At 48.7% G+C, this 15028-nt stretch carries 10 protein-coding genes and 2 tRNA genes; 4 read left to right on the top strand and 8 right to left on the bottom strand.

Annotation, left to right across the window (positions count from 1 at the left end):
* Window positions 1–13: 13 nt before the first annotated feature.
* The 3 genes from IKW96_RS14185 to IKW96_RS14175 form a co-directional block, all read right to left on the bottom strand.
* Complete coding sequence (locus IKW96_RS14185; RefSeq protein ID WP_296576382.1) at window positions 14–1930, bottom strand: fructose-1,6-bisphosphatase; 1917 nt, start codon at window positions 1928–1930, stop codon at window positions 14–16.
* 12 nt (window positions 1931–1942) lie between these two features.
* Window positions 1943–2842: a 1-phosphofructokinase gene (gene pfkB / locus IKW96_RS14180; RefSeq protein WP_296576381.1), complete on the bottom strand. Its 900-nt coding sequence runs from the start codon at window positions 2840–2842 to the stop codon at window positions 1943–1945.
* Between the two features lie 221 nt (window positions 2843–3063).
* Window positions 3064–3148: transfer RNA gene (locus IKW96_RS14175), tRNA-Leu, on the bottom strand.
* A 159-nt stretch (window positions 3149–3307) separates the two neighbouring features.
* On the opposite strand from IKW96_RS14175, the gene IKW96_RS14170 reads away from it, so the two are divergent.
* Window positions 3308–3383, top strand: a tRNA-Thr gene (locus IKW96_RS14170).
* A 171-nt stretch (window positions 3384–3554) separates the two neighbouring features.
* Here IKW96_RS14170 and IKW96_RS14165 read toward each other — a convergent pair.
* On the bottom strand, window positions 3555–4592 hold the full coding sequence (locus tag IKW96_RS14165; RefSeq protein ID WP_296576379.1) for a GGDEF domain-containing protein: 1038 nt from the start codon (window positions 4590–4592) through the stop codon (window positions 3555–3557).
* A gap of 489 nt (window positions 4593–5081) precedes the next feature.
* On the opposite strand from IKW96_RS14165, the gene IKW96_RS14160 reads away from it, so the two are divergent.
* Window positions 5082–5402 carry a hypothetical protein gene (locus IKW96_RS14160; RefSeq protein ID WP_296576376.1) on the top strand — a complete coding sequence of 107 codons (321 nt, stop codon included), beginning with the start codon at window positions 5082–5084 and terminating at the stop codon, window positions 5400–5402.
* Between the two features lie 194 nt (window positions 5403–5596).
* The gene (locus tag IKW96_RS14155; protein ID WP_296576374.1) at window positions 5597–7945 is read left to right on the top strand and encodes a glycoside hydrolase family 9 protein; all 2349 of its coding nucleotides are present in this window, start codon (window positions 5597–5599) and stop codon (window positions 7943–7945) included.
* Window positions 7946–8100: 155 nt separating this feature from the next.
* On the opposite strand, the gene IKW96_RS14150 is transcribed toward IKW96_RS14155, so the two are convergent.
* From IKW96_RS14150 to IKW96_RS14135, 4 genes are read right to left on the bottom strand one after another with little or no spacing between them, the layout of a single operon-like run.
* Window positions 8101–9207, bottom strand: a complete 1107-nt coding sequence (locus IKW96_RS14150) for a cation diffusion facilitator family transporter (RefSeq protein ID WP_296576371.1) — start codon at window positions 9205–9207, stop codon at window positions 8101–8103.
* Between the two features lie 16 nt (window positions 9208–9223).
* Window positions 9224–9871: an SIMPL domain-containing protein gene (locus IKW96_RS14145; protein ID WP_296576370.1), complete on the bottom strand. Its 648-nt coding sequence runs from the start codon at window positions 9869–9871 to the stop codon at window positions 9224–9226.
* 16 nt (window positions 9872–9887) lie between these two features.
* A complete protein-coding gene (locus IKW96_RS14140; RefSeq protein WP_296576366.1) occupies window positions 9888–10235 on the bottom strand; it encodes a TerY-C metal binding domain-containing protein in 348 nt (115 codons plus the stop codon).
* Entirely contained in the window at window positions 10225–12462 is a 2238-nt protein-coding gene (locus tag IKW96_RS14135) for a substrate-binding domain-containing protein (RefSeq protein WP_296576363.1), read from the bottom strand. The genes IKW96_RS14140 and IKW96_RS14135 overlap by 11 nt, the downstream gene beginning before the upstream one ends.
* Before the next feature lie 639 nt (window positions 12463–13101).
* Here IKW96_RS14135 and IKW96_RS14130 point away from each other — a divergent pair.
* Window positions 13102–15027 carry an ABC-F family ATP-binding cassette domain-containing protein gene (locus IKW96_RS14130; protein ID WP_296576361.1) on the top strand — a complete coding sequence of 642 codons (1926 nt, stop codon included), beginning with the start codon at window positions 13102–13104 and terminating at the stop codon, window positions 15025–15027.
* Window position 15028 lies beyond the last annotated feature (1 nt).

Genomic DNA, 15028 nt, shown 5'->3' with positions numbered 1-15028 from the left:
GGTATTTCCGTATTTACTTTATAGTGCCTGCCTTGTAGGCTTCAAGGAGCTGACGGAGATCGTTTATCTTGTCAAGTATCTCCTCGCCCTTGTCGGTATCGGAAATATTTGCACGGTGCTCAAGCTTTTCCACAAGGTGGATAGTGGGAGTATTGCCGCTCTCGCCTGCCACAAAGGGCTTGTGCTCCGCAAGATTGAGGCTGTGGGAGTCGTATATGAGCGTATATCCGGCGATACCGGTTGTCGCCTGATAAGCCTTTGAGATACCGCCGTCTATGACGAAAAGCTTTCCCTCTGCCTTTACGGGACTCTCGCCGTTCTTTATCTTGACGGGAACGTGTCCGTTTATGATATGGCCTTTTTCGGGGTCAAGTCCGAAATGCTCCAGAAGTGCCTTGCAGACCTCTGCTCTTTCCGAAAAAGTATAGTATGCGTTGTAGTTTTCGGTATGGAGCTCCTTATCGGCAAGCAGTCCGCGCTCGAAGAACGCCATTTTGTCCTTGCCGTAGAGAGGGGAGATAGCTCCGCACCAGAGATACCACATGAAATCGCTGGCGTACTCCTTTTCCTCGCCGCTGCTGAAATAAGCCTGATTTGCAAGCTCACCCAGCTTGTCCAGGAGAGCCTTTCCCGAGTACTTCACGCCCTGTATGTTCACGCTCTGCAGCTCGCCGTTGCTGTCCATTGGTATGCAGCCGTGGAAAAGCAGATTATTGTTGCAGGTCTTGTACATAGCTCCCTTTGCGTAGATGAAGCGGATATGCCTTTGCAGCTTTTCACTGTGGCGGAAAGATGCTTTCAGCACCTTCATCAGCTCTTCCTCGCCATCTGACAGCGTCAGCGGAGATTTCGGGTCAACGGTAGGAAAGCTCTTGTCGAGAAGCTCATATGTCTTACCGTTTGCGGTGACAGTTCCGTTTATGAAGTCAGTCCTGCCGAAAAGGTCGCGGTCGGTCATCTCCCACTCGGGGTGCTTGGCGATGAGCTGCCCTTCAAGCTTCATCTGTATAACGGCGATTGCCTTGTGCATTTTCGCGGCAAGTTCAAGGTCGACGGGGTCGTAGATATTGTCGTCGAGAGCGTTTGGCATATAGAGCCTGCAGTCGTCATTTTCGTAGGTCTCGGCTGCGAACACTGCAAGAGCTCTCAGGTTGAGACCGTAGCCGTCCTCGAGAACGTCAAAGTTGTTGTACCTCATGGCTATACGGATAACATTGGCGATAAGGGCGGGATTTCCTGCGGCAGCTCCCATCCATGAGATATCGTGGTTGCCCCACTGTATGTCAACGTCGTGCATTTTCATGAGCTCGTCGAGGATAATGTCGGCTCTCGGACCTCTGTCGAATATATCTCCTATGATATGGAGCTTGTCTATACAGACGGACTGTATCAGCTTGCACAGGGAGACTATAAAGGTCTCGGCAATGCCTGTGCTAATTATGGCGCTGATTATCTCGTCATAGTAGTAGTCCTTGTTTACGTCCTCTGTAACGTTGAGAAGCTCGTCGAGTATGTACACCATATCCTCGGGTATACGTTTCCTGATGCGTGAGCGCGTGTACTTCGCGGAAACTGTCTCGCAGACGAGAATGAGCCTGTATATGCTGAGCCTTTTCCATTCGTCGGACATCTCGCCGCTGTTGGTAAGACGGGTTATCTCCTTTTCAGGGTAGTATATGAGCTCCGCAAGCTCCTCGCGGTCACGGGCGGAAACTGTCTTTCCAAGGACGAGGTCGGTCTTTATCTTTATCATGCCCGAAGCGCTCCTGAGCATATGCAGAAAGGCTTCGTACTCGCCGTGGATATCGCTGAAAAAGTATTCGGTTCCCTTTGGCAGGCTTCGTATAGCCGAAAGATTGATTATCTCACTGGCGGCGCTTTCTATAGTGGGGTACTCCTTTGCAAGGAGAGAGAGGTATTTATTGTCCATAGGCTGTTCCTTTCAGAGTTGTTTCATAAGTTCGTCTATGAGGCTTTTTGCGGCAAGTCCGTCGGAAAAGGCGGTAGCTCCGCCGCAGGCTGTTCCTAGTCTCAGAGCATAGTCGTAATCGCCGCTGTCAATGCCTGCTATAAAGCCTGCAAGCATGGAATCTCCTGCGCCTACTGAGTTTTTCAGCTCGCCTCTGCATACGCCGCAGCGGTGGATATCTCCTGTTTCGTCAAGGAGAAGAGCTCCTTTTTCAGCCATTGAGACAAGGACGTTACGGGCGCCTGCTTTCTGCAGTTCCGAAGCGTATTTAATGATGTCCCCGTCGTTTTGTATCCCGGCTCCGAAAAGCTCACCGAGCTCGAAATTGTTGGGCTTTATAAGAAATGGACGGTATTTCAGCACATTCAGCAGAAGCTTTCCTGTTGCGTCCGCAACAAATCGGATATCGCGCCCCGAAAGCCTTTCAAGTATCCTTTCGTATATGTCAGAGGGAAGGCTGTTCGGAATGCTGCCTGCAAGTATGAGGGTGTCGCCGCCGCGGATATTGTCCAGCTTTGCGAAGAGCTCCGCAAGGGCTTCATCGCTGATGTGGGGACCCTGTCCGTTGATCTCGGTCTCCTCTGCGGCTCTGAGCTTCACATTTATCCGGGAATTACCCTCCGGGAGCCTTACGAAATCAGCTTCGATACCCATATCCATTACGCCGTTTTCTATAGCTTCGCCCGTAAAGCCTGCGGTGAAGCCCAGCGCTTTTGACTTTACACCCAGCTCCGCAAGTACCGCGGAAACGTTTATGCCCTTGCCTCCGAAGTAAATCTCCTCCGATGCGGTACGGTTGACGCTTCCGAGCTTTATCCCGTCAGCGCGTACCACGTAGTCTATGGCAGGGTTGAATGTTACTGTGTATATCATAAAGAAGCTTCCTTTTTCTTGATTTGCCATTCGATCATATCAATAATGTCTTCTCAGCAGTCCATAAGTGCGATAACCGCCTGAAGACGGCTGTTGAGTTCACACTAATTATAGCATAGTGCGTACAAAAAATCAATTCGTATATAACAAAATAAGCGTTTACCCCATGGTAAACGCTCTGTTATGCATAAAAAACGCGGTTCAGTTTCCTGAACCGCGCCTGGTGCGAGTAATGGGACTTGAACCCATACGTCTGTCGACACACGCCCCTCAAACGTGCCTGTCTGCCAATTCCAGCACACTCGCATTGTAGCATTTCGTGACTGCTTTAATATTATATCAGAATTTGATTTGCTTGTCAAGCCTTTTTTGAAATTTTTTTTGAAAATATTTAGTTAACATAAAAAATAATATAAGCCGCTATTGACTTTTGGCTGCCGCTGATGTATAATATTAAATGTTGGTGCTGATGTGGCACAGTCGGTAGCGCAACGCCTTGGTAAGGCGTAGGTCGTCGGTTCAAGTCCGATCATCAGCTCCACGCAGATAGCGGTAAATAAGCGTTTCTTCTATATGAGGAAACGCTTATTTATTTTGCTGAATACAAAAGTGTCCTTTTTTCGTCATTATTAGATGATAAGCAATAAAAACGAGGCAAAGCAAATCTGCTCTGCCTCGTTTTTTATATTTTATGGCACATAAAACTCCCTGATCACTTTTTATCCCTGATATTGCCTTTTTTAGCATAATAAAGCTTCTTTTCCGCATACAGCATACTGTCAGCTCTGTGGTAAGTCTCGTCTATTGAGCTGCCGTCATCTCTGACCGCATAGCCGACAGAACATGAGTACTCGGTACGGGAGATATTCTGCTTGATTTTCTCCACCAGCGACTTTACTCCTTCCTCTGAGGAACCGATACACAGTATGGCGTACTCGTCGCCGCCGATACGGTATACGCGCTGTTCTTTGTTTGCAGCTGCAGAAAAGCAGTCGGCAAGAGCTTTCAGAGCGATATCACCTGCAATATGTCCGCTGTTGTCGTTTATTTCCTTTAACCCGTCCATATCCATAGCTACAACAGCAGTTATCCCCTCGAAATACTTCTCTGAATCTGTGTAGTAACTCTTTCGGTTGAGGAGCTTTGTGAGCGGATCGCGTTTGGTGAACTGCTGCAGCAGGAAAATATAGTATACAAGAATATCTATGGCAATAGTGATATTGAACCAATGATGAGCTGTCTCCTCCATGAAAAGCGGCATTATCAGGCAGAATACCGATGCGATAGACATGAATATCATCAGACTGTAGTCTTCTTTTTCGGTCCTGTGAGTCCTGAACATAGTTATGATAAGGTAGATAAGATACAGGGCGTCTATGAAATACGTGAGGTAGCCAAGAGTTCCGCGCCCGAAATGGTTGTCGCTTGAAATACGGAATACGATACCTGTAGGAATGGATATGAAGCATAGCGCGGCGTTCAGTACTGCGGGGATAAGCAGATATTTCTTCTGCGAAGGATACATTATCATTATCGCACTAACGAGAATGAACGTGACAAGACTGTAGTTCACAGCGCATAGTATAGGTCTCAATACGGAATATGAGGGCAGATCTGAAAGGTAGCTCTCTGTATAGCAGGAGACCGAATACAAAAACAGCATTGCGGTGGTAAATGAGATCCTGTATATTATCCTGCGTTCCAATTGGATATCGGAATGCAGAACGAGCCCTATTGCGGTAAGGATCATCAATAATCCCCAGTGTTCCGATAAATAACCTGATAATGTCATAAAAAGACCGTCCCCCTTTTTTGATCCGGGATTTAATTGATTTAATTATATCACATTTCCTGAAATCTTTCAAGTGTTATTATCTGAACGTTTTATGATTAAACTATAACAGAAACGTTTCTGAGTCCTGGAAACAGAAACGTGCTTTTAACCTTTCGACAGGCTTCGTCAAATCTGCTAAATATTACACATAGTACAATATACACAATGTTAAACAGACTGCAAACGCCTACAGCACGTATTTCTGTCCACAAAAGTTTGTTGAACATCATATTGCAGATGAACAAATTATACAATTTGTCAAGTGGATTTTGCTATAGTATCACGAATATGATTAACAAAATGTGACTTTTCATGAAAAGGTATTTTCAAACGCGGAAAATAGTAGTATTATAAGTACATAATTTATTTCTTTTAAGGGGGTCCTTATTTATGAGGTTATTTTCAATGTTAGGTGAAATTTATGATGATGTGGTAACCGGCAGAAATCACTATATGTACGACGACGACTATGATTGCTTGTATCTCCCTGTCAGCAAGGAGTTCGTAAATCATATCTTAGAGAGAGAATGCGACCAGTGCGGAGTTCTTATCTTCACAATGGACCGCGATTTCAATTATTCTCTCGACAGCATTCTCATTGATGAAGACGAGGTTCCGCGCGACCTCAGAGAGGAGATCGCAGAGTACGTTGAAGCTCACGAGATAAATCAGCAGTATTTCGAGCTCAGCAGCGCACTCTCCCATGTGTTTTGCAGAATATATTGATGCAGTGATAAATGAGTAGATCATAAGCGTTAAAGGCGTTTCCGATGCGAAAGGGAACGCCTTTTGTTTTTTGCGGAACAGATATGACCGTTTGCAGGCTGATATTGCATAAATCCGCAAGTTATGCGTTGACATTTCCCGAAATATGCGTTAAAATGTAGTTGACAGATTATTTTATGGAAAGGAACCGGCTTATGAAATTTATAAAACGCTTATCTGCATTTGCAGTTGCAGGCTTTACTGCGCTGTCGGCTTCTGCGGCGGCAATGCCTGCGTATGCAGCGGCGACTCCAGATGTTGTGGATTACAACGAGACCGAAAACAACTGGGCGAAGCTTTTGCAGTACACCCTTTATTTTTACGACGCCAATATGTGCGGTACGGACGTTTCCGAGAACAACCGCCTTTCATGGCGCGGAAACTGCCACGTTTACGACTCAAAGGTGCCTATGCACTCCATAGACGACGATCACACGGGAACCAATCTCCCAGAGTCGTTCATGAAGAAGTACAAGGATATCCTTGATCCTGACGGCGACGGCTTCATCGACGTGTCAGGCGGCTTCCACGACGCAGGCGACCACGTAAAGTTCGGACTTCCCGAGGCTTATGCGGCTTCTGTTGTGTCATGGGGCTATTACGAGTTCCGCGACGCCTACAAGGAAACGGGGCAGGACGCTCATGTCGAGACTATCTGCCGCTATTTCTGCGACTACTTCATGAGAAGCACTTTCCGCGACGAAAACGGCGATGTTGTTGCGTTCTGCTATCAGGTAGGCGACGGAAGCGTCGATCACTCCTACTGGCAGTCTCCCGAGATAGACGCTATGGGACGCCCTGCTTTCTTTGCAACTTCGGAACTCCCAACAACGGACGATGTTTCCGAGAGCGCGGCGGCTCTTGCCATAAACTATTACAACTTCAGGGACACCGACCCCGAGTATGCGGAGAAATGCCTTGACTATTCAAAGGCTCTCTTTGACTTTGCAAACAAAAATGACAAGGCAGTAGGCCCTCCCGGCGAGGGGCCCATGAGTTTCTACACATCAAGCAAGTGGGAGGACGACTTCTGCTTTGCGGCCGGCTGGCTCTACCTTATTACAGAGGATCACGCCTACCTTGAAGCCTGCGAGAAGTACATAGACTACTATGCGCCTCCCGGATACGTTCTCTGCTGGAACGATATGTGGAACGGCGTGGGACTTATCTTCGGCCGTATACAGGACATCTATCCCGAGGTATGTGAGGAAGTCCGCGTGGCTATCGGAAGAGGACAGTATGAAAAGCTGGACTTCTGGGAAATGCAGGCAAAGGCTCTCAATACCGTAATGAACAAGAAGCTCACGCCTGCAGGATACTTCCACCTCGATACATGGGGAAGTGCAAGATACAATACAGCGGTGCAGTTCACGGCTCTCGTTTACGACAAGTATCAGAAGGGCAAGGACAGATACAACGACAAGAACGAGGACTACGCCTTTACAAAGTGGTCACTCGGACAAATGGAATACATCATCGGTGATAATCCTCTCGGCAGGAGCTATGTTGTCGGATACGGCGAGAACAGCGTCAAGTACCCTCACCACCGCGCGGCTTCAGGACTTACAATGGCAGAGGACCCTGCTGAGCACAAGCATGTACTTTACGGCGCCCTTGCAGGCGGTCCCGATGAAGAGGACGAGCACAACGACGTCACAAAGGACTGGGTCTACAACGAGGTAACTATCGACTACAATGCGGCGATAGTCGGCGCGGCGGCAGGACTTTACCTCTACAAGGGCGACAAGACGATGAAGCCCGAGGAGGACTTCCCGCCTGCTGAAAAGGTTGACGATACCGAGCTTTTCTCGGGTGATGACTTCTGGGCGGCAGGCTACTGCTCGGACGCTCCCGAAAAGACAGGCTCGGGCGTTACAAAGCTCACATTCTTCGTGAATACGGACTCTCTTGAGCCCCATGACGATATATCCATACGCTACTATTTCAGCATTGAGGAGTTCGAGAACAAGACTATCCCCGGAAGCTTCGTTCTGCAGAAGACCTACGACCAGGTGGAGACTGAGGTAACAGGCAAGTCCGCAGTGCTTTCACAGCCGAAGCAGTACAAGGACGATATATACTACATAGAGATATCGTGGCCTGATTACGCTATCGCCAACTCAAACAAGAAGTATCAGCTGATAATCGGCAATTACTACGGCGAGAAGTGGGACTCCTCCAACGACTGGAGCAAGAAGGGCATGATAGACCTCACCGAGGAGGGTGAGGATTACGACAATATTGTCAGCGGCGTTGAGTTTGCAAAGCGTTGCGAGAACGTCTGCGTGTATGCCGACGGAAAGCTCATAGGCGGTACAGAGCCCGACGGCACCAAGCCTGCAAAGGTGTATAAGGTAGCGCAGCTCGTAAGGCTGAGAAAAATGCTTCTCGGAGGCTCGCCTTTCAGCAGTAAGGAGGCCGCAGAGCAGTTCGACTTCAACGGCGACGGAAATACAGACATATACGACGAGGTAGAACTCAGAAAGCTCCTTGTTTCACAGTAATAAAAAAACGGCGGATATAACCGTGATACTTATATGGTAATTTATACTTTATATCGGGGGGATCCTTTTTCAGGGTCCCCCTCAATATAACGTGTAAAACTGCCATATGTGTATTACAGTTAATCCGCCGTTTTTTCATTAGTTATGCATTATTCTCAGTCGCTTACGTCCGAATCGAGGGTGATGCTCACATTATAATCGGGGTAAGCCTCCTGAGTTTCCGTGAGTATATGGTCGTAGAGCTCCTGAGTGTCGGGAGCGGCAAAGTCGATGATTATATCGAAATGAATGGTCATTTTCTTCTCGTCCAGGTAGAAGCCGTGTATTTGTAGAACGTATTCATGGGACATGACGTTCCTGCGTATATCACCGTACATCTGCGAAGCCCTGTCGTTCTGCGTATTTACCGCATAGACGCTTATACCTGCCAGTATGACCCTGTGCTCCGCGAGGACCTTTTCCGTTATGCGGTGCTCCAGCTTGTCGAGCTCCGCAACGCTGAGGGTATCGGGGACTTCTATATGCACCGAGCCGATAAGCAGGTCGGGACCGTAGCTGTGGAGTATCAGGTCGTAAGCGCCCTGCACCTCGGGAAATGAGGTAACGGTCTCCTTTATCTCTCTTGAAAGGTCGCTGCTTATGCGTTTTCCGATAATACTCGAAAGGCTCTCGCCCAGTATCTCAAGACCCGATTTGATGATAACGAGGGAGATAAGGGCTCCCAGCCATGCCTCGGTGCGGATATTGAACAAGAGATATATAGCCGCAGCAAGGAGAGTTGCCGCGGAGATGACGGAATCGAGAAGAGCGTCCTTTCCCGAGGCGATAAGCGAGTCGGAATTGACGCTCTCGCCCTTCTTTCTCACATAATGTCCGAGAAGTATCTTTACTATTACCGCCGAGGCTACTATTATTATAGCTGACGCGGAATAGTCGGGGACAGGAGGGGAGATTATCTTTTTTATGGATTCGACCAGCGAAGTCACGCCTGCATAGAGGACTATGACTGCGATAAGGGAGGTGCTGAGGTTTTCGACTCTTCCGTAGCCGTAGGGGTGTTTTTTGTCGGGGCGTTTTTTTGCGAGCTTTGTACCTATTATAGTAATGACCGACGACATAACGTCGCTGAGGTTGTTTACAGCGTCGAGCACGATAGCGATGGACGAGCTGAGGACTCCCACCACGGCCTTGAATGAAGCAAGGGCAATATTTGCGAGTATACCGACGATACTTGTTCTGACGATTACTTTATCTCTGTTCATGCAGCATACACCTTCCTCAGAGTATCTCCCATTCAAATTCTGCGAAGTCGGTGAGTTTTATATCGTCGGGAGCTATGCTCACGGCTTTTGCCTCTGCACGGAGACAATTCATGTCCATTGCGTATCGTGCCTGCGAAACGAAGCTCATATCCGAGCGGTCGTAGCTTATTTTCAGCAGCTTTCCCAGTTTTGTGCCCGAGGCTTCACAGAGAAGCTCAGCTTTTTTGCGTGCATTTGCGGAGGAAAGGCGGATAAGCTCCTCACGGGCTGCCTCCTCGTCCTTTACCGTGAAGTATACCGATATCTGCGGAGCTGCCTCCGAGGCTGAAACTGCCCTGAGCACCGCTGCAAGACGCCGGGTGTCGAGGCTGAACTCTATCTTCATGGAGTGGTCGCAGCAATATCCCTTGAAAACGCTGTGATAGATATTGTTTTCGTCGGGAACAGACTCGTATTCCGTATGCACATTGAAGTCTGAGGTCTTGAGGTCCTCTCTCTCGAAGCCCTCCGTTTCGAGTATGCCGATGAGTTCTGCGAGACCGTTTTCGGCTTTGTCCATAGCCTCTCCGCAGTCGCTGCTTCGTGTCTGCATATCAAGTTCAAGACGAATGAGGTCGGGCTTTACGGAAACGCTTCCCGAACCCTTGACAATAACAGAAGCCATAATATTATCTCCTTTATCAATAATCTCCGCTTTTAACTTCTATTTCATCTTCAGTGGAGGTGACATCGCCTGTGAGACCGCACCAGCCGCAGGTTATGCGTTCTTCGTTGTTCCAGCAGCTCAGCTTGCCGCAGCGGCTGCACTGCACGAAGCGTACCGACTTGCAGTACGGACAGCCGTTGTATTCGTTGGCAGGGTAGAGGTTGCCCTTTATCTCGTTCCTGTCGAAGCCTTCGTGAGAGGCTCGTTTCGGGTCGACGGGGAAAGCCCATGTCCTGAACCAGTCTCCCTGCCATTCCTCGACTCTCACGCCGTAGATACGGTTAGCTTCGGGACATTTCATAAGTATTACTTCAGCCTTCATTTTCTTCAGCCTTTCTTTTCTGTTCATCGCGGTAGTCAGACGGCGAGCAGCCCTCGCTGGACCTGAACTGGCGGACGAAGTAGTTGTATGACGAGTAGCCGCACTCACGGGATATCTCCGTGACGGTCATATCCGTCTGTGAGAGCAGCGTCTTGGCGTTTTCTATGCGGAATTGTATCATTTCCTCGATAATGCTCCTGCCGAAGTAGGATTTGTATATCTTTTGCAGATAGCTCTTGCTGAGATAGAGGCTTTCCGCTATCTCGCTTATGCTCCAGGGGAGCTCGGGGTTCTTCTTTATCCTGTTCCTGAGGAGACAGAGCTTCTCAAACTGAGGATTTGAGGTAGGCTCTGATATGGTGTAGGTGAATACGCGGTTCACCGTTGCCTTGTACATAGCGTCCGAAAGGTCGGCGGATGGTGTTATCTCCAGTCTGCAAACGCCTACCGAGAAGTCGATGTTGCAGTTTTCCTCGCCGCTGAACTGGGTATCCTTTATCTTGCCGCAGAGCTCGCTGTATATTTCCTCTGCCCGTCCCTCCTGCGGACTTATGACGCAGAGGGTCTGCGAAGCCCATGCGCCGCATATTTCCCTGTTCCTGATACAGGAACGGAGCTTCTTTGCAAAGGCAGCCATGATACTGTTGGACTTTTCCTCGCCGCTCTGATAGTAGGCTTTTTTCAGTCCGTGGAGCTCAAAGGCGGCGCACTCGATAAAGCCGTTGCCCGTCTCTGCGGAGAGCTTTGTGCCGAACTCCTGTTCAATGCCGCTCCTGTTGAGAAGACCTGTTATATGGTCGTAGAGCAGAGCCTTGCTGGTATTGAGGATAGTGCGGTTGGTAATAGCCTTTATACGCACCTGTTCAAGGGCTACGTTCACGTAGTTTATCCATTTCATATAGAGGGAGCTGAACGAGCGCGGTTCTTTTCCGAATGAAACGGCGCAGTAGCCGAAGAAGTTGTTATTGTAGTGCAGGGGAGAGAGAAAGAAAGCGGAGGGGTAGCTGCGCTCCTCGCTGTAATCGGGGAGGAGGTCTGAGGAACTGAAAAAGCCGCGGCTCTCGGATTCGCGCCATATAGCGGACTTTGCCAGTACCACCTTCATAACATCTCCCGTATGGAAGCCGAGCTCCTCTGCGTTCTTGTCAACGGTCGAGTCGATATAGCTCTTGGTAAGGCAGATACGCACCCTTCTCATTTTATGCAGGAAGTAGGTGTAATTATCCAGCCTGTCGGCAAAGGTGGCAATATTGTCTGCGTTGGTGATATCGAAAAGCATATCGCCGTAAAGGAGCTGAGACTCGAAACGGCTGTTAATGCTGAGGTTTCGCTGTATGTTATGGCGGAGTCCCGGGTTTTCGGAACAGCCGCAGCTCTCGCCCAGGCGGAGCTCGCCGTTCTCGTTTGGCACTCTGCTGCATATTTTTCCCGTGATTATGCGGTAGAGCCGCCTTACAGACTCTGCCCCAAGCTGGAAATTCGGGCGGCTGTAGCTGGTTATGGACGGCGTGGACTGGTAGCCCTCTATGGAGGCGTCATAGCCCGTTATGGCTATATCTTCGGGAACTCTCACACCTGCGTCCGTGAACAGCTTTGTAAGAGTTATTGCCATTACGTCGTTTCCGCAAACTATTGCTTCAGGGCGTTCAAGTTCGCCGCTGAGTATGCGCTTTGCGAATTTTTTTGGAGCTTCAAGCCAGAAATCTCCGTATTCGCACCAGTCCCTGCCGATGCTCAGACCGTGCTTCTTCATGGAGCTCTTATAGCCTGCAAGTCTTTCCTCGCCGCTGAAAGTGTTTTTCGGACCTGTCAGGCAGTATATTTTTCTGAAACCGTGAATATTTATAAGGTGGTCGGTGATTATCTCAAAGGCTTCGCGGTCGTCCACCGAGGTGGTCTCGAAGCTGTTGTGGCCGTTGTGGTCAAGGAGCATAACGGGCTTCTCCGAGCGCTTGCATAGGCTGTCGATATAGCGGCAGATATCATCGTCATGGAAGGTGTTCCTGTCATAGATGATACCGTCTATGCTGTCGGAGAGAATGAGGTCGAAAATGGACTTTTCAGCGTCCTTATGCACCGAATGTACGGAAAAATCGTGGAGGGGAGCTATTACCGCGATATCGCAGTTGCTCTTGAAAGCCTGGGTGATGATGCCGCGGAGTATCTCGCACTGGAAGTCGATATGGCAGTCCGCGATGACTACGCCTATAAGTATTCTTCTGTTCATGCTCTCACTCCTTTCGTAAATCATAATTTTGCTTCGCAAAGCTATGATTTATATGTACTATTGTATCATAATTATGTGCCGAATGCAAGACAATTATATATATTTGTTGTGGGAATTTCAAAAAATCTCCTTGAAAAAATAGTATTTTTCATTGTTTTTGCAATAAAATGTGCTATAATGATAATCAAAGGCATTAACTGCAAGAAACGGGACGGTCGGAGTTTCCGCCCCACACCATGTCTTTCAGGGGAAAAGCATATCCCCGACGGAGTTCAGGCAGCTCTGCGGGGAATATACTTTACTCGCAGAGCTCGTGCTTCACAGGTCACGTTATTTACCCTCTCACTTTTTATATTCCTGAGAAAAGGTCTCTCCGCAGCGAGAGACCTTTTCGCTTTTTTATTCATTTAAGTATGAATATTCGTAATATTTAATGAATATTGTATAAATTCTCCAACTGTCTATATGATAATTATATTGACCGTGACCATTGACATTTTGTACTGAAAGTGTTATTATGGTTGTATATATATGCTGCCCCCTTTGTGGAACACTGCGGGGAAAGCTTCATATTTGAATGCAGCCTGTACAAAAAAGCCTTATGCTCATTGTACACAGGGCTGAAAAAGGAATTTTGCAATGCTTGCAAGTTTAACGAACATCAATAAATTCTATAACGGAAACCAGGTACTCAATAACGTTTCGCTCACCATTGATGAGAACGACAGGATAGGTCTCGTGGGAAACAACGGCTGCGGAAAATCAACGCTGCTGAAAATACTCACGGGCTCGGTCGAACCCGACCGCTTCACGGAAAAGGACGGCATAGTTTCTATGGCTGCCAAGACCACCGTGGGCTACCTCGAACAGATGGGCGGACTGAACACGGAGAATACCGTCATCGACGAGATGAGAAGCGTATTCGGACCTATACATAAAGCTATAGACCGCCTCCGTGAAATTGAGCTTGAAATAGAAATGGGCGATGATTCCGCTGCGGACGAGTATCAGCAGCTCTCGTCATGGGTGGAAGCCAACGACGGCTACAACACCGATGTGAAGATACGCATGGTACTCAACGGCATGGGCTTTTCGGGAGAAGAGCTGAACCGTACCGTTTCGGGCTTCAGCGGCGGAGAAAAAACCAGACTCTGCATCGCCAGGCTCCTGCTTGAGGAGCCGAATCTGCTCATACTCGATGAGCCGACCAACCACCTTGATTTCAAGACGATCATGTGGCTTGAGGACTACCTCCGCTCCTACAAGGGCGCTATCCTCATAGTTTCCCATGACCGCTACTTCCTTGACAGGCTCTGCACCTCTATCTGCGAGATAGAAAGAGGTACTCTCACACGCTACAGAGGCGATTATACTGCCTTTGTCAGACAGCGGGAGGAGAACGACGCCCGCCGCGAGAAGGAATACGAGCTCCAGCAGAAGCAGATAGCTCAACTGGAGGACTACGTTGCAAGGAATCTCGTCCGTGCGTCAACTACCAAAATGGCTCAGAGCCGCAGAAAACAGCTCGAGAAGATCGAGCGCGTAGAACGCCCCGTCCACGACACAAAACACGCGAAGATCCGCTTCACATACGCAGTTGAGCCGCCTATCGACGTGCTCAAGGTAAAGGGCGTGGACATTTCCGTAGGGGAGGGCGCTTCACGCAAAACACTTGTGGATACCCTCGACTTTGAAGTCCGCAGAGGCGAAAAAGTCGGTATCATAGGCGATAACGGCATTGGTAAATCAACGCTGCTTCGCATAATCCAGGAACAGCTGCCGCACAAGGGAACTGTCCGCTGGAACAGCAATATCAAGATTTCCTATTTTGAACAGGAAAGCACAAATCTTAACAAGGAGCTTACTGTAATGGAAGAGCTCCACAGCCGGTATCCGCTCATGTCTGACCTTGAGGTACGCAGCCTCCTCGCGCAGGTACGTCTTGTAGGGGAGAATGTTTTCAAGGAAACAGGAGTGATAAGCGGCGGCGAGCGGGCTAAGCTCTGCTTCGCAATAATGATGCAGGAGCATGGAAACGTGCTCATTCTCGACGAGCCTACAAACCACCTCGATCTTAGCTCAAAAGAGGCTATTGAGGAGGCGCTTGCCGAGTATACGGGTACGGTCATATTTGTGAGCCATGACCGCTACCTTTTAAGTAAAATTTCCGACCGTCTCATCGAACTATCGGGCGGAAGCTATCGTTTGCATAACTATGGCTTCAATAAATATCTCGATGTGCTCAGGGAGGAACAGGCAGCGGAGCGTAAAGCTCTCGACGCCGAAAAGCAACAGCGTGCTGCGGAAGCAGCAAAAGAAAAGTCCGCTAAGGGCTATCGCAGCAAACAGCAGAGAAGTGCTGACGCTGCGAGAAAAAATGAAATGAAACGCCTTGAAAAGGAAATCGACGATCTACAGGCACAGATCGACTCTATCAACGAGGAGATCGGCAAAGAAGAGGTCTACAGCGATTATGAGCTGATGAACCGCAAATGTGCCGAGATCGAAGAGCTTAAACAGAGGATCGACGCTGATTTCGAGCTTCTGATTGAGCTTGACCAATGAA

The organism is Ruminococcus sp., assembly GCF_017549005.1.
In the GTDB taxonomy this organism is placed as follows: Bacteria; Bacillota; Clostridia; order Oscillospirales; family Ruminococcaceae; genus Ruminococcus.
The sequence above is the reverse complement of the archived record's forward strand: the minus strand, read 5'-3'. Positions and strand labels throughout refer to the sequence as shown.